The organism is Thalassotalea euphylliae (assembly GCF_003390375.1).
Taxonomy (GTDB): Bacteria; Pseudomonadota; Gammaproteobacteria; order Enterobacterales; family Alteromonadaceae; genus Thalassotalea_F; species Thalassotalea_F euphylliae_A.
Map to the genome: position 1 here is coordinate 1314145 of NZ_QUOT01000001.1, position 13818 is coordinate 1327962.

The following is a 13818-nucleotide window of genomic DNA, read 5'->3' on the forward strand; positions in this document are numbered from 1 at the left end:
GTGGCGATTTGGTTGTGGCGATTATAAGAATTCATCGCCGCCACCGCCGCCGCCCAGCATAATTTCACCAGCGTCAGATAATCGACGGGCAACCGAGAGAATTTCTTTCTGCGCAGCTTCCACTTCACTGATTCGTACAGGACCCATAGCTTCAAGATCATCTGCCAGCATTTCAGCAGCACGTTTTGACATGTTGCCCAAAATTTTCTCTTTCAGCGCTTCGTCAGCACCTTTGATTGCTTTCATTAGTGCGTCTTGTTGCACTTCTTTCAAGATAGCTTGAATACCGCGGTCATCAACATCTGCAAGGTTTTCAAAGACAAACATAAGATCTTGAATCTGTTGACTCATCTCTTCATCGTGCTCGCGAATTGAATCCATCAACATACCTTCAACATTAGTGTCTAGGTAGTTCATGATATCGGCAGCCGCTTTCAAGCCGCCCATTTTCGCAGCTTGTGCACCCGCTTGACCGGCGAACTGTTTCTCCATAATTTCGTTCAACTCTTGCAATGCTGCCGGTTGAACTTCTTCTAGGTTGGCAATACGCATCATCAGGTCTAAGCGCACTTTTTCGGAGAACTGGCCTAAAATTTCGGCCGACTGCTCTGGCTCTAGATAAGATAAAACAATGGTTTGGATCTGCGGATGCTCGTTGCGAATAATATTGGCTACTTGCTTCGAGTCCATCCATTTCAATGAATCTAAACCTTTAGCCCCACCGCCCATCACGATCTGGTCAATTAGGTTACCAGCTTTATCTTCACCAAGTGCAGCGGTTAATGCTTTACGCACGAACTCCTCACTCTGGAAGCCAATCGTCGAGAAGTTTTGAATTTCGTTGATAAACAGTTTGTGCACAGCAGTGATCTTTTCTTGGGTAAAGTCTTCCATACCCGCCATGATCATACCCACTTGCTGCACTTGCTTAGGCTCTAAGTGCTTTAGAATTTGTGCAGCGTCTTCTTCTGACAAACTCAGCAATAAAATAGATGCTTTTTCGGCACCGTCTAGCTTTTCAACATCAAAGCCACCAGCACCACCAACTGGGGCTAATTCTTGGCCTTCATCACTCATCTTCGCTCAACCAACTTTTCACAACTTGAGATGACAGCTCTGGCTCGTTAGCAACAAGCGCACGAACTGCTTTTAGTATATCTTCATCACGATGCAGATCAGGTAACTGCAAGCTACCATCTGGCGCAAAACCTACGGCATCCGCATCGAAATCAGATGTTAACATATCCATGGTTTCATCACCTAGGTCAACATGACTATCCAGTGATTTGTCGCCGTAATCTGCAGGTGTTTGATCTGGGTAGATTAAGCGTTTCAGCATTGGGCGAACAACTGCCACAATCAATACAATAATCACTAAGGCACCCATCACCAATTTCAGCGCCTGCATAAACCAAGGCTGCTCGTAAATTGGTACCTCTTCTTCTTCACCTAAATCAATACGTGAGAATGGCAAGGTCACCACTTCTAAAGTGTCACCGCGCTGCATGTCAAAACCAATACTGCCTTGCAGTAAACGGCGAATATTAGCAAGCTCGGCGACCGAGCGCGGTGCCGATGTGGTTTCCCCTTCAGCGCCCGGTGTTGAAATATAATCTAATGCTACCGATACACTGATACGGCGAATCACCCCGGTTTGCTGCTTGGTATAGCTAATGGATTCATCAAGCTCATAATTTTTAGTTGATTCAGAATGTTTACGTGATGGTAGTACTGGCTGATCGCCATTACCTGTCGCGTTTTCTGGAATATCGGAAGCGAGCGGCGGCTGATTCGTTAGTGCGCCAGGAATACCACCTAGTGAACCACCAATTGAGGTATCTTCACTGTTCATTTCACTGCGCAATGCCGGTAAATCGGGGTTGTAGCGACGTGACGTTTCTTCTGTGTTGGTAAAGTCCATCACAACGTCAACTTGCGCGGTATAGTTACCTAAACCAACGACAGGAATTAAGATTGAGTCAATTTTTTCCATGTACTCGGTTTCACGCTTTTGCTCAATTTCAAATTCTTTACGTGAGCGCGATGATACTGAATCTTGGCTACCAGAATTTAATAGACGGCCGTTTTGGTCAGTTACTGTCACCCGATTTGGTGACATGCCTTGTACCGCAGAGGCAATAATATCAACGACTGAGTCTACTTCTTCTTCAGAAAGCACTCGACCGCGAGCTAGGGTTAGTACAACAGTTGCAGAAGGCGATTTTTGTTTGCGGGCAAAAACATTTTCACGCGGGATCGCTAATAATACTTTAGCGCGTTGAATAGACTGTAACTGCTCAATCGTAAATGCCAACTGTTTTTCACGGCTGTGCTTTAAACGCTCACTTTCTAACCGTTGGCTAACACCAAAGCCCATGTCTTGCATGATAATATCTGTGCCTTCAGACGGCTCGTCAGTCAGGCCTTGGCGGGCAAGCAGTAATTTAATGTCTTGGTATTCGTCTGCGCGAACCGATATGGTGTTATTCGCCTGTTTGTAGTCAACTTGGTTGGCATCCAAGAAGTCCATTGTTTCGATAAGCTGCTGGGTAGGTAGCTTGGACAGAATGCGGTACTCTGGCTGATTGGCCCACATGATCACAAAAACAGCAATCGCTAAACAAATGGCCAATGCCATAATTAACGTTAACTGCCTTAATACATCAACATTGCCTAACGAAGCAGCAAAACCTGACTTCTGCTCTTCGACCATATCATTGTCTTGGGCGACAAGATCTGAGCCATCTGTGGTTGCCATTGCTGTGGAATTATTGTCAGCCACTTTACATCTCCGCTAATTGACTACTTGAGTGCACACTAAATTTCAGCGCGCATTATACTGGCATACTCATGATTTCTTTATAGGCTTCGACAAACTTATTTCTCACCTGCACGGTTGCTTCGAAGGCAACGCTGGATTTTTGTGCAGCTATCATAGTTTCAGCCAAGGTAACGCGATCGTCACCCATTTCAAAGGCTGTGCGTTTCTGCCCTGCATCTTGCTGCAAACCGTTCACAGTATCAATAGCTTGTTTAAAAACATTGCCAAAATCAGAAGATGAAGCGTTTACTTGCTGCATTGACTCCATCGGCATCGCGCGATTGCCTGTTGCTTGTACAGACATGGCTTGCATTTGTGCAAGTAAAGAATTTGCTTTGATATCCATGACGGTTCACCTCTGTCAAAAAACTGTTGTTTAATTCACCAACTAATTACTTACCTTGTAAAGCAAGCATAGTGCCAATCAAACAGAACAGAATTTATTAGAGTTAACCACTTGTAATTTAATCAATTAACAATGAGGTTTAGAGGAATTAGAACGACTAAACAACAATAAACTGGCGTCAAAAAGAGGTGCCACATCAGGCGATGGAATTAACCTGATGTGGCTGGTGGAATGATGGTGGAACTAACTGAAAAATTGCTAAGCAGGTACTAAATAAGTACGAAGCAAGTTTAGGCAGTTACTAGGCCGGTATTTCGATACCTGAGTCACGCATTTTGGCAATTTTGTAACGTAAGGTTCTTGGGCTGATCCCTAACCGCTCAGCCACTGCCTTTCGACTGCCTTGGCATGCTTGCAAGGTATCTAAAATAATTTGATGCTCTTGCTGCTTAAGCTCATTACCGAGTTTTTCTTCTTTTTCATGTTCAATGTCAGTAGTGACTTGAATTTGCGTGTCGAAGTTTTCAATTAATATGTCTCCCGCATTGATAAGCTGTTCAGAATGCAGAATTAGCGCCCGTTGCATCACATTATCCAACTCGCGCACATTGCCTGGCCATTGATAAGCCAGCATTTTGCTGCGCGCACATGCGCTAAACTCTGGCATTGTCTGGCCGTTGCGCTGGCTATGAATATGCGCCAAATGTTTGGCTAACGGTAAAATATCATCACGGCGCTCTGCCAGTGGCAACCAAGTTAATGGGAATACATTGAGTCGATAATATAAATCTTCTCGGAAAACGCCTTCACGAACGGCATCTTTTAAATCGCGGTTGCTAGTGGCAATAACCCGTACATCAAGCGAGATGGTTTTGCGGCCACCTAAGCGCTCAACTTCGCGCTCTTGCAGCACCCGCAGAATTTTAGCTTGTAAGCCTAAGTCCATTTCAGTGATTTCATCGAGTAAAATCGTGCCGCCTTGGGCTTGCTCGAACTTGCCTGGGCAAGCAGAAATAGCCCCCGTAAATGCGCCTTTTTCGTAACCAAATAGCGTAGCTTCCAGCATATTCTCTGGGATAGCCGCGCAGTTAATGGCAATAAAAGGCGCCTCTTTGCGCGCAGAATGATTGTGCACATATTGAGCTAGCACTTCTTTACCCGAGCCACTTGGTCCCAAAACCATCACGGAAGCGTCTGTTGTCGCAACTTTGCGAGCAAGCGTTAATAGCTCAACACTTTTGCTGTCTTTGGCAATCGGCTCTTGCTTGCTAACAGCAGAAATAGGCACATATTGACTGACCATATTCAATAGTACTTCGGGTGCAAATGGCTTAGCCATATAGTTACTGGCACCATCTTTCATAGCCTGTACGGCATCATCGATAGTGCCATAGGCCGTCATCAGCAACATAGGTAAATTCGGGTAGTTTGCTTTAACACTTTTCAGTAACGATAAACCCGACATGCCACCCATTTGTACATCGCTCACTACTAAATCAACACTTTGTTGCTTAAGCATCATCAAGGCTTGTTCGCCAGAATCTGCCTCAACACATTCATAGCCAGCCAACAGTAGCGTGTCGATGAGTGCTTCACGTAAGCCCGCATCGTCTTCAACAACGAGAATTTTGCTACTACCCATGGGCAACCTCCTGAAAATGTTGTGTCAACTCTGTTGAGTTATGGTTAATCGAATTGTCTGCAGTTGCAGTATGATTACCTGCCACGAGCAAAGGCAGCTTAATACATATATTGGCCCCTTCATTTGGGCCACTAATCAGTTTCACATCCCCTTGATGGGCGTTGGCGACCGACTTCACGACGGCTAAGCCAAGACCCGTGCCTTTTGCACGCGAGGTAAAAAATGGTTCAAAGATTTTGTCAGCCATTGACGAGTCAATCCCATCGCCGTTGTCTTTCACACTGACATAAACGAACTGTTCGTGAGCCTCAACAGTAATATCAATTAAGGCTTTGTGCTTAATGACTTCTAAACTGTTGTGAATAAGATTTTGCAATGCGCCTGATAGTGCACTTTCATTGCCCAGCACTTGGCAATGGGTGTTGGTTAAATGCAGGTTAACTTCACTCTCTGATTTATTAACTAGGGCTTCCATTGCATGTACCGACTTTTCTACCAGCTCATTAACATTGAGCGTAGTGACTACTTGTTGATTACCACTTTTGGCGAACAACAACATATCGTTAACTTGCTGTTCTAAATCAGTAAGACGCGACATGAGTTTTTCTTGAAACCCTGTTTTTGAAGATTCAGATAAATTTTCGTTCGCTAAGTTGGCGCCGTACAGCATGGCAGCAGATAACGGCGTACGAATTTGGTGTGCTAGTTTAGAAACCATGCGCCCTAGTGAAGATAAACGCTGCAGTTGACCCAGTTTATCTTGCAATAACCGAGTTTCAGTAAGGTCCGTGATCATGATTAGCTGGCCAGGCTGATGACCTAATGCGCTAATTTCAAGTTTCACACGACGACCGTCTTTTAGCGAAACTTCGTGCCAATCGTCAGCACGTGGCTTAAACGATCGTTTAATCACATCAAACCATGCTTGCCCTAAAATGGGTTCATCTAACAATTGCTTGGCAAATTCGTTCACACGCACAACAATGCCATTGCCATCGAGAATAATGACACCTGTTGGCATAACATCAATTAGCTGACTTAATTGACTACTCTGCTGGCGTAAAAAGGCTAGCTCACCAACATAAGCTTCTTTACTTAAGTTGTCTTGGTGCTCTTCAAATGCAAAACAGCCTTGACCAAAAATGGCACTAGTACTGCTAGCATCAATATGATGAGTGTTTAAAGCGATAGCCATAATGCTTCCCCGAAGTTTGCTGCAAATTGCTGACTAGGTTTTGATTGACCTCAAGCAATGAACGATAAATGTGCTCTAAAATGAGCTAAGTACTTAGGAGATAGCATTTATAGTGCCAAAATAAATATTCTTTTATTTACATGAACTTACAAGATTATTTTGTTGATGCCAATTTTCTGTCAGTCATTTAAAGCGTGTATAAATAACAGGCGTCAAAAATTAAGAATTTACCTCTTCGACTGACAAGACAAAAGCAAAAGTTATTTTAAAACAGTTAGATAAAAACAACTTTATTGTTGGCACTATCTCTGCATAGTCTTTTAAGAGAAATTTAAACAAGGATAATTGATTCGAGATAGAGAAGTATTCAGTCGAGTGTTTTCTTGAGATTAGTTATCGAGCGAATTCTAGTAAATTTTTAGCAAACAATGAATAAGGTGTTTATATGTTAGTACTTGGTGGAAATGCAGAATCAAATCATGCAGCAAACAGCAGCAGCTTCGTCAAAGGCAAACGATACAGCTTTAGCCTGTTCACTCAAAATGAAAGCCTTGACGACCAATTAGCATCAATTGAACAGTATATGATGAACAAAGGCTGGGACAATATCGTTATAGAAGAGCAAAGCTTACTTAACGAAGCCGACGAGGTGAACCACGAAGTGGTTGCTGAAGCAATTTTAGCGGCAAAAAATGACGGTATGGCAGGTATTGTTCACCACGTACCACTATCTTAAACACACGCTGGTTTATACCTAATACTCAAAAGGGCGAGCTGATTTTAATCAGCTCGCCCTTTTATATTTTTATGTCGCTTAACTACTAACTAACTTAAACAACTAACTTACTTAGATTACTTTTCTTTTTGTAAGTCGTATTTTTTCATTTTCTCGACCAGCGTTGTTCGGCGCATGCCTAAAAGTTCAGCCGCCCTAGCCACAACACCTTGGTGCTGCTCTAAGGCTTGGTTGATTAACGACACTTCAAGATCGGCTAAATATTCTTTAAGGTTGATACCTTCAGTTGGCAATACCCCTACCGAAGCTGGTGCAGGCTGCTCCGCCGATTGTGAATTATCAGCTACTTCTTCTGTGTCTGACAAATCATCGTCGTCATAATCAAAGCCAGCAAATAGCTCGTTAATTGCTTCACGCTCTTGCAGCTCTTCAGGGTATTCTGGCTCATATTCATCAACATCAATATGCTGATACTTAGCCGGTAGCTCACTGACATTAACTACTTGATCACCATACATAATGATCATGCGTTCAATAAGGTTTGAAAGTTCACGAACATTACCCGCCCATGGGTGTTCCATCAAAGATTCAATTGCTTTTTCAGTAAAACGCACACTGCTATTTTGCTCAGCCTCAAAACGTGATACCAGCTCTTGTAAAAGCAGCGGTACGTCTTCCTTTCGCTCTCTAAGCGCTGGTGTTTCAATCGGGAATACATTCAAGCGATAAAATAAATCTTCACGGAAATCACCCGTTTTAATCATATTTTCAAGGTTTTGATGAGTCGCTGCGATAACACGCACATTTGCTTTAATACTTTTACTACCACCAACACGTTCAAACGTGCGCTCTTGTAGTACACGCAGCAGTTTAACTTGCATTGGCTGTGGCATATCGCCAATTTCATCAAGGAACAGAGTGCCGCCCTCGGCCAACTCAAAGCGCCCTTTACGACTAGAGATCGCACCGGTAAATGCGCCCTTCTCATGACCAAATAACTCGCTCTCCAATAATTCTGCGGGTATCGCACCACAGTTCACTGGCACAAATGGGGCATTTGAACGATCAGATAGATTGTGAATATTACGGGCGACAACTTCTTTACCTGTGCCTGACTCACCTAGCACTAAAACGTTAGCCGCAGTTGGCGCCACTTGTTCAATCAAAAATCGTACTTGTTGCATCGGCTTACTAACACCAATGAGTGAACGAAATAGTTTAGTGCTACCAGGTTTGCCTTGGCCTTTAGTGGGCAGCTTATTATGGTATTGGTGGCAGTGGTGAATCTGCTCTGTTAGCTGGGCATAATTGAGTGGTACTGATAGCTCGCCAATGACATTGGCATAGTTAGCCACAGCGTTTTGATCAAGTACATCATGCAATACAAATGGACAACGCGGATTATTCGCAATTAGTTGCGCCGCTGAATGCGACACATTGCCGGCAAAAATGACCGTTAGCACATTCGCAGTTTGTTTAAAAACGTTGATTAGCTCGTCTTCTGCACAAGACAAAAAGTGCTCACCAACAAACGCCAATACTGTTTCAATTTGCTGACGCCTTGCTGCGTCATTATCCACTACAAGGATTTGCTTTTGACCATGCATAAGTATTTGTACTGCCACTTATAATAATGATGATTCGATTCTAACGGTGTCATTGAAATAAGCAACAGAAAATTGACGCTTAGGCAGTCAAAAATACGTCACCTCGTTCAAAAACATGATGCTTAGCGGCTTATTTGAACAATCAGTGCTGTTGATTCATATAGTTATTCTCTTCTCTGAGTGAATTTGGTATTTTGGGAATATTATTTGCTTTCTCTTTGAGAATCAGTGTTAAAGGGCGTTCGAATGTTTGACAACAAGAGTATTTTAATTACGGGTGGCACAGGCTCGTTTGGTAAAAAATATGTTCAAACTCTACTGTCTCGCTATAAACCTAAAAAGATAATTATCTACTCGCGTGACGAGCTCAAACAGTTCGAAATGCAGCAACAATATAACAGCGAATGCATGCGTTATTTTATTGGTGACGTACGTGACAAAGAGCGCTTAAATCGCGCCATGCGTGGTGTAGATTTCGTTATTCATGCAGCAGCAATGAAACAAGTGCCAGCGGCTGAATACAACCCGATGGAATGCGTTAAAACCAATATTAACGGCGCGGAAAATGTGATTGACGCAGCACTGAATAATGACGTTGAAAAAGTTATTGCACTTTCCACCGATAAAGCGGCAAACCCGATTAATTTATACGGCGCCACTAAGCTTGCTTCAGATAAGATATTTGTTGCAGCCAACAATATTTCTGGAGGCCACAATACTACTTTTTCAGTAGTTCGTTATGGCAATGTCGTTGGCTCTCGCGGCTCTGTGCTTCCCTATTTTCAGAAATTGATGGCTGAAGGCACAGATCATTTACCTATTACACATAATGAGATGACCCGCTTTTGGATCAGCTTGCAACAAGGCGTGGATTTCGTCTTAAAGAATTTTGAACGCATGTATGGTGGTGAAATTTTTGTCCCTAAAATTCCATCGATCAGAATTCCTGATTTAGCAACCGCTGTCGATGCTTCAATTCCACAAAAAGAAATTGGCATTCGTCCCGGTGAAAAACTGCACGAAATTATGTGCCCTGCTGATGATTCTTATCATACCTACGAGTATCAAGATCACTTTGTTATTGCACCAACGATTATCTTCTCAAGCAGAAGTAACGACTTTACAGTTAATGCTATTGGCGAACATGGTAAGCCAGTAGAGCACGGCTTTGAATATAGTTCTAAAGACAATCCAGACTTTATGACGGTTGAGCAAATTAAAGCCTTTAATTCACAGGCGTGTCTATGATCCCCTATGGTAAACAACATATTACCGAACAAGATATTAGCGCTGTTGTCGAGGTTTTAAAGTCAGACTTTATTACTCAAGGACCTAAAGTTTTAGAATTTGAACAAGCAATCGCTCAATATTGCCATGCGCAACATGCCATAGCGACAAATAGTGCAACCTCGGCATTGCATATAGCCTGTCAAGCACTTGGCTTGACTGAAGGCGATTGGCTTTGGACTTCTCCTATCTCGTTTGTCGCATCTGCTAATTGTGGACGTTACTGTGGCGCGCAGGTCGATTTTGTCGATATCGATCTTAATACCGTTAACATTTGCCCGAAAAAATTAAAGGAAAAACTCGTTTTAGCCAAACAGCAAAACACGCTACCTAAAGTTGTAGTGGTGGTGCATATGGCTGGATTAAGCTGCGATATGCAAGCCATCGCAGAACTGGCTAAAGAATACGAATTTGCAATTATTGAAGATGCTAGCCACGCCATTGGCGGCCAATATCAAGGAAAGCCTGTTGGCAATTGCCAGTATAGTGATATTAGTGTGTTCAGTTTTCATCCGGTAAAAATTATTACCTCTGCAGAAGGCGGCATTGCGGTCACCAACAATGAAGGTTTAGCGCGTAAAATGCGACTTTATTCAAGTCATGGCGTCACCAGAGAGCAAGCAACATTTACTAACGGCATTGATGCACCTTGGTACTATGAGCAACATTGCCTTGGGCAAAATTATCGTATGACCGAGCTGCAAGGTGCACTTGGATTAAGTCAACTGCAACGGGTAGATGAAATTGTTAGCCAGCGCCAACAGCTCGCAAAAAAATATCAAGCTATACTGTCAGGTTTGCCAATAACGTGGCAACAATCAGTTGACGATAATTATTCAGCCTATCATTTGTTTGTGATCCGATTAAACGATGATACGAAGCTTACACGCGAACAATTGTTTGAAGCACTACGTAAAGCCAATATCGGCGTTAATGTGCATTATATTCCCATTCACACCCAACCCTACTATCGCGAATTAGGTTTTAAACAGGGTGATTTTCCGGTAGCTGAGCGTTACTATCAAGGCGCGCTATCATTGCCGTTATACCCAGAGCTCAGTGAACAGGATTTTGATCACATCACCACTACCCTGCACGCTTTGCTGGACTAGTCTTGGTTAGGTTAAGGTAGGCACAAAATTTCCCATGGAACTCGCCTTAGGTACCGTGCAATTTGGTCTTGATTACGGCGTTAGTAATCAAACTGGACAAGTTAATCATTCAACGATTGAACTTATTCTATCTAGCGCTCACTCCTCAGGAATCGAGACATTAGATACCGCCAGCGCCTATGGCAACAGTGAGCAAGCATTAGGGAGAATCGCTGCTAGCCAAGCTTTTCAAATTATAACAAAAGTACCTAAGTTAGCTCCCAAGGCGACTAGCTTGCTCCCGTTTGTTGAACAGAGTTTAGCTAACCTCAAACGTGACAAGCTAGATGCCGTAATGTTTCATCATGCCGACGACCTAATCATTCACCAGCATTGCGATGTGCTATACAAAGAGCTCGAGGCACTAAAGAAACAAGGGGTTATTAAGCGGATTGGCGTATCACTTTATCACCCAGAGCAATGGCACCAGCTCAAAAATAACTTCAAGTTAGATTTGCTTCAGGTTCCCGTCAATGCACTAGATCAACGCTTTGTTAGTGAAAAGCTTATCAATGATTATCACGCATACGGTGTAAAGCTGCACTGCCGCTCTGCTTTTTTGCAAGGCTTGCTATTAATGACAAGCAGTAAGCGACCAAGCTATTTTCAGCCCTTTGCTATTGAGTTAAATACATTTGATCAAATTGCCTCGGCACTTAATTGCTCGCACCTAGCACTTTGCCTAGCGTGTCTACATTATTTTGCTCAGCAAACTAAAGCTCTATCCGATGGTGACGATAACCTTCTTGAAAGCATTGTTGTTGGCTGCTGCAGCGTTGAACAATTAGACGAAATCATCGAGGCCAATAAATTGGCAACGTCATTGCTGCCAAAACTGTCAGATAGTCAGCTCACGAAATTAGCCTCAACAAGGCAGGCATTAATTAACCCAAGCTTATGGCAAGTTGTTAAATAAACTGCCAAAAGTACAAGTAGGAACCTCATGAAAGTTGTTGCCATTTTACAAGCAAGAATGAGCTCAAGCCGGCTCCCCGGTAAAGTGCTAAAGCCTATCCTTGGCGAGCCTATGCTTGCTCACCAGCTAAAGCGTATCGCGCGAAGCAGTAAAATCGACACCATAGTTGTGGCAACATCAACTGAAAATGAAGATGAGCCAATTGCGAGCTTATGTCAGCAATTAGATATCGCCTGTTTTAGGGGCAGTTTAGATAATGTGCTTGACAGATTTTATTGCGCGGCAACTGAATATCAAGCCGATATTGTTGTGCGACTAACAGGAGACTGTCCACTTGCCGATGCCGATATCATTGATCAAGTGATTTCGATGCACCTATCACAAGGCAACGAATACACATCAAACGTTGAGCCGCCAACATTTCCCGATGGCTTCGACGTCGAAGTATTAAATATGACTCAATTGCGCTTAGCCTGGCAACGAGCGAGTCTGCCATCAGATCTCGAGCATGTTACCCCCTATATTCGCAACACACTTGCAGTAAAAAAGGGCAATTTTGAATCACCAACAGACTATTCACATTACCGCCTAACCGTAGACGAGCCAAACGATTTCGAGCTAGTGAAAATTATTTATCAAGAACTTGGCGAAAATGGCCAGTACTTTAGCAGTGAGCAAATTTATAAGCTGTTATCGCAGCAGCCAAAGCTCTTAACTCTAAACCAAAATATCACTCGAAATGAGGGCTACATAGCCTCGCTTAACCAAGACAAACACGATAAAAAAGCATGTCGTGTAGATGTAGATTAATATGAATAAGCATACTCCACGAGACTACTCCGCCTCCGAAAAATGGCTGGCACGCGCCGAACAAACCATTCCGCTTGGTTCACAAACCTTTAGCAAAAGTAAAACGCAATTCCCAGTGGGGGCAGCACCACTTTACCTTGAAAAAGGTAAAGGCGCGAAAGTGTGGGATATCGATGGCAACGAATACCTCGATTTTATGAATGGGCTGTTATGTGTGTCGCTTGGTTATGCAGATGATGATGTTACCCAAGCAGTTTATGACCAAATACAAACTGGCGTTAGTTTTTCACTGCCACATAAGCTAGAAGTTGAAGTTGCAGAAAAGTTAGTAGAACTTATTCCATGTGCTGAAAAGGTACGTTTTGGAAAAAACGGATCTGACGCCACCTCAGCTGCAATTCGACTTGCACGCGCCTACACAGGCAAAGACATGGTGTTAGTGTGTGGTTATCACGGCTGGCAAGATTGGTATATTGGTTCTACGGCTCGCAATTTGGGTGTACCTGAAGCCACCCAGGCACTAACAAAAAGCTTTCCATTTAATGATATTGACGCACTCAAACACTTGGTTGAGCAATATGACGGACAAGTTGCTGCAATCATTATGGAGCCAATGAATGTTGAATACCCAAAAGACGGTTATTTAGCAGAAGTGCAAGCACTAGCCAAGGCACACAATATCGTATTCGTTTTCGACGAAACGATTACAGGTTGTCGCTTTGCCAAAGGTGGTGCGCAGGAGCTGTTCGGAGTAACACCAGACCTCGCAACCTTTGGTAAGGGCTTAGCCAATGGCTTTCCCTTATCTGCAATTGTCGGTAAAAGCGATATTATGGATTTGATGGAGGACGTCTTTTTCTCTGGCACATTTGGCGGTGAAACGGCATCGCTGGCAGCAGCAAAGGTGGTACTCGATAAAGTTGACTACCAAGATGTGCCAAAACAGCTAGCCGAAACTGGTCAATATTTACTGGAAGGGCTAGAAAGGTTGATTACCAAATATCAATGCCAAAACTTTGTTAACACCGCTGGACACCCATCTTGGTCATTTTTACAAATTGCTGATAGCAACGGCTATACAAGCTTTGAGCTAAAAACCTTGTTTATGCAAGAAATGCTAGCGCGAGGTATTTTAACTTTCGGTAGCCACAATATTAGCCTGGCACACAGTAAAGCAGATATTGACGAACTGCTCGCTCGCTACCAAGAAGTACTGCCAATGCTAAAAGATGCAATAACCAATCGGACAGTGATCGAACAGTTACGCTGCCAACCACTTGAGCCATTGTTTAAAGTCAGATAGCAAA

Annotated in this window: 12 protein-coding genes; 6 read left to right on the forward strand and 6 right to left on the reverse strand. The window is 43.2% G+C overall.

The features are described from left to right. Nucleotides 1-21: 21 nt before the first annotated feature. The 5 genes from fliG to DXX94_RS05845 form a co-directional block, all read right to left on the reverse strand. Nucleotides 22-1077, reverse strand: a complete 1056-nt coding sequence (gene fliG / locus DXX94_RS05825; protein ID WP_116014478.1) for a flagellar motor switch protein FliG — start codon at nucleotides 1075-1077, stop codon at nucleotides 22-24. Continuing rightward, nucleotides 1070-2782: a flagellar basal-body MS-ring/collar protein FliF gene (gene fliF / locus DXX94_RS05830; protein ID WP_374188828.1), complete on the reverse strand. Its 1713-nt coding sequence runs from the start codon at nucleotides 2780-2782 to the stop codon at nucleotides 1070-1072. Before fliF ends, fliG begins: the two co-directional genes overlap by 8 nt. A 52-nt stretch (nucleotides 2783-2834) precedes the next feature. Further along, on the reverse strand, nucleotides 2835-3167 hold the full coding sequence (fliE, locus tag DXX94_RS05835; protein ID WP_115999529.1) for a flagellar hook-basal body complex protein FliE: 333 nt from the start codon (nucleotides 3165-3167) through the stop codon (nucleotides 2835-2837). Nucleotides 3168-3468: 301 nt separating this feature from the next. Further along, entirely contained in the window at nucleotides 3469-4809 is a 1341-nt protein-coding gene (locus tag DXX94_RS05840) for a sigma-54-dependent transcriptional regulator (protein WP_116014479.1), read from the reverse strand. Beyond that, nucleotides 4802-6004 (reverse strand): sensor histidine kinase, encoded by a 1203-nt coding sequence (locus DXX94_RS05845; RefSeq protein ID WP_116014481.1) that lies wholly within the window; start codon nucleotides 6002-6004, stop codon nucleotides 4802-4804. The genes DXX94_RS05840 and DXX94_RS05845 overlap by 8 nt, the downstream gene beginning before the upstream one ends. 445 nt (nucleotides 6005-6449) lie before the next feature. On the opposite strand from DXX94_RS05845, the gene DXX94_RS05850 reads away from it, so the two are divergent. Further along, the gene (locus DXX94_RS05850) at nucleotides 6450-6740 is read left to right on the forward strand and encodes a hypothetical protein (protein ID WP_116014483.1); all 291 of its coding nucleotides are present in this window, start codon (nucleotides 6450-6452) and stop codon (nucleotides 6738-6740) included. A gap of 116 nt (nucleotides 6741-6856) precedes the next feature. Here the strand turns inward: DXX94_RS05850 and DXX94_RS05855 are convergent, their stop codons facing one another. After that, the gene (locus tag DXX94_RS05855) at nucleotides 6857-8347 is read right to left on the reverse strand and encodes a sigma-54 dependent transcriptional regulator (RefSeq protein WP_116014484.1); all 1491 of its coding nucleotides are present in this window, start codon (nucleotides 8345-8347) and stop codon (nucleotides 6857-6859) included. Nucleotides 8348-8593: 246 nt separating this feature from the next. On the opposite strand from DXX94_RS05855, the gene pseB reads away from it, so the two are divergent. The 5 genes from pseB to DXX94_RS05880 are packed head-to-tail and all read left to right on the forward strand — an operon-like array spanning nucleotide 8594 to nucleotide 13814. Continuing rightward, on the forward strand, nucleotides 8594-9595 hold the full coding sequence (gene pseB / locus DXX94_RS05860; protein ID WP_116014486.1) for a UDP-N-acetylglucosamine 4,6-dehydratase (inverting): 1002 nt from the start codon (nucleotides 8594-8596) through the stop codon (nucleotides 9593-9595). Further along, nucleotides 9592-10746: a UDP-4-amino-4,6-dideoxy-N-acetyl-beta-L-altrosamine transaminase gene (gene pseC / locus DXX94_RS05865; RefSeq protein ID WP_116014488.1), complete on the forward strand. Its 1155-nt coding sequence runs from the start codon at nucleotides 9592-9594 to the stop codon at nucleotides 10744-10746. The genes pseB and pseC overlap by 4 nt, the downstream gene beginning before the upstream one ends. Before the next feature lie 34 nt (nucleotides 10747-10780). After that, complete coding sequence (locus DXX94_RS05870) at nucleotides 10781-11701, forward strand: aldo/keto reductase (RefSeq protein WP_116014489.1); 921 nt, start codon at nucleotides 10781-10783, stop codon at nucleotides 11699-11701. Nucleotides 11702-11728: 27 nt separating this feature from the next. Then, nucleotides 11729-12511: a cytidylyltransferase domain-containing protein gene (locus tag DXX94_RS05875; protein WP_116014491.1), complete on the forward strand. Its 783-nt coding sequence runs from the start codon at nucleotides 11729-11731 to the stop codon at nucleotides 12509-12511. 1 nt (nucleotide 12512) lies between these two features. Beyond that, nucleotides 12513-13814, forward strand: coding sequence for an aminotransferase class III-fold pyridoxal phosphate-dependent enzyme (locus tag DXX94_RS05880; RefSeq protein WP_116014493.1), 1302 nt, complete (start codon nucleotides 12513-12515; stop codon nucleotides 13812-13814). The last annotated feature ends 4 nt before the right edge of the window (nucleotides 13815-13818 follow it).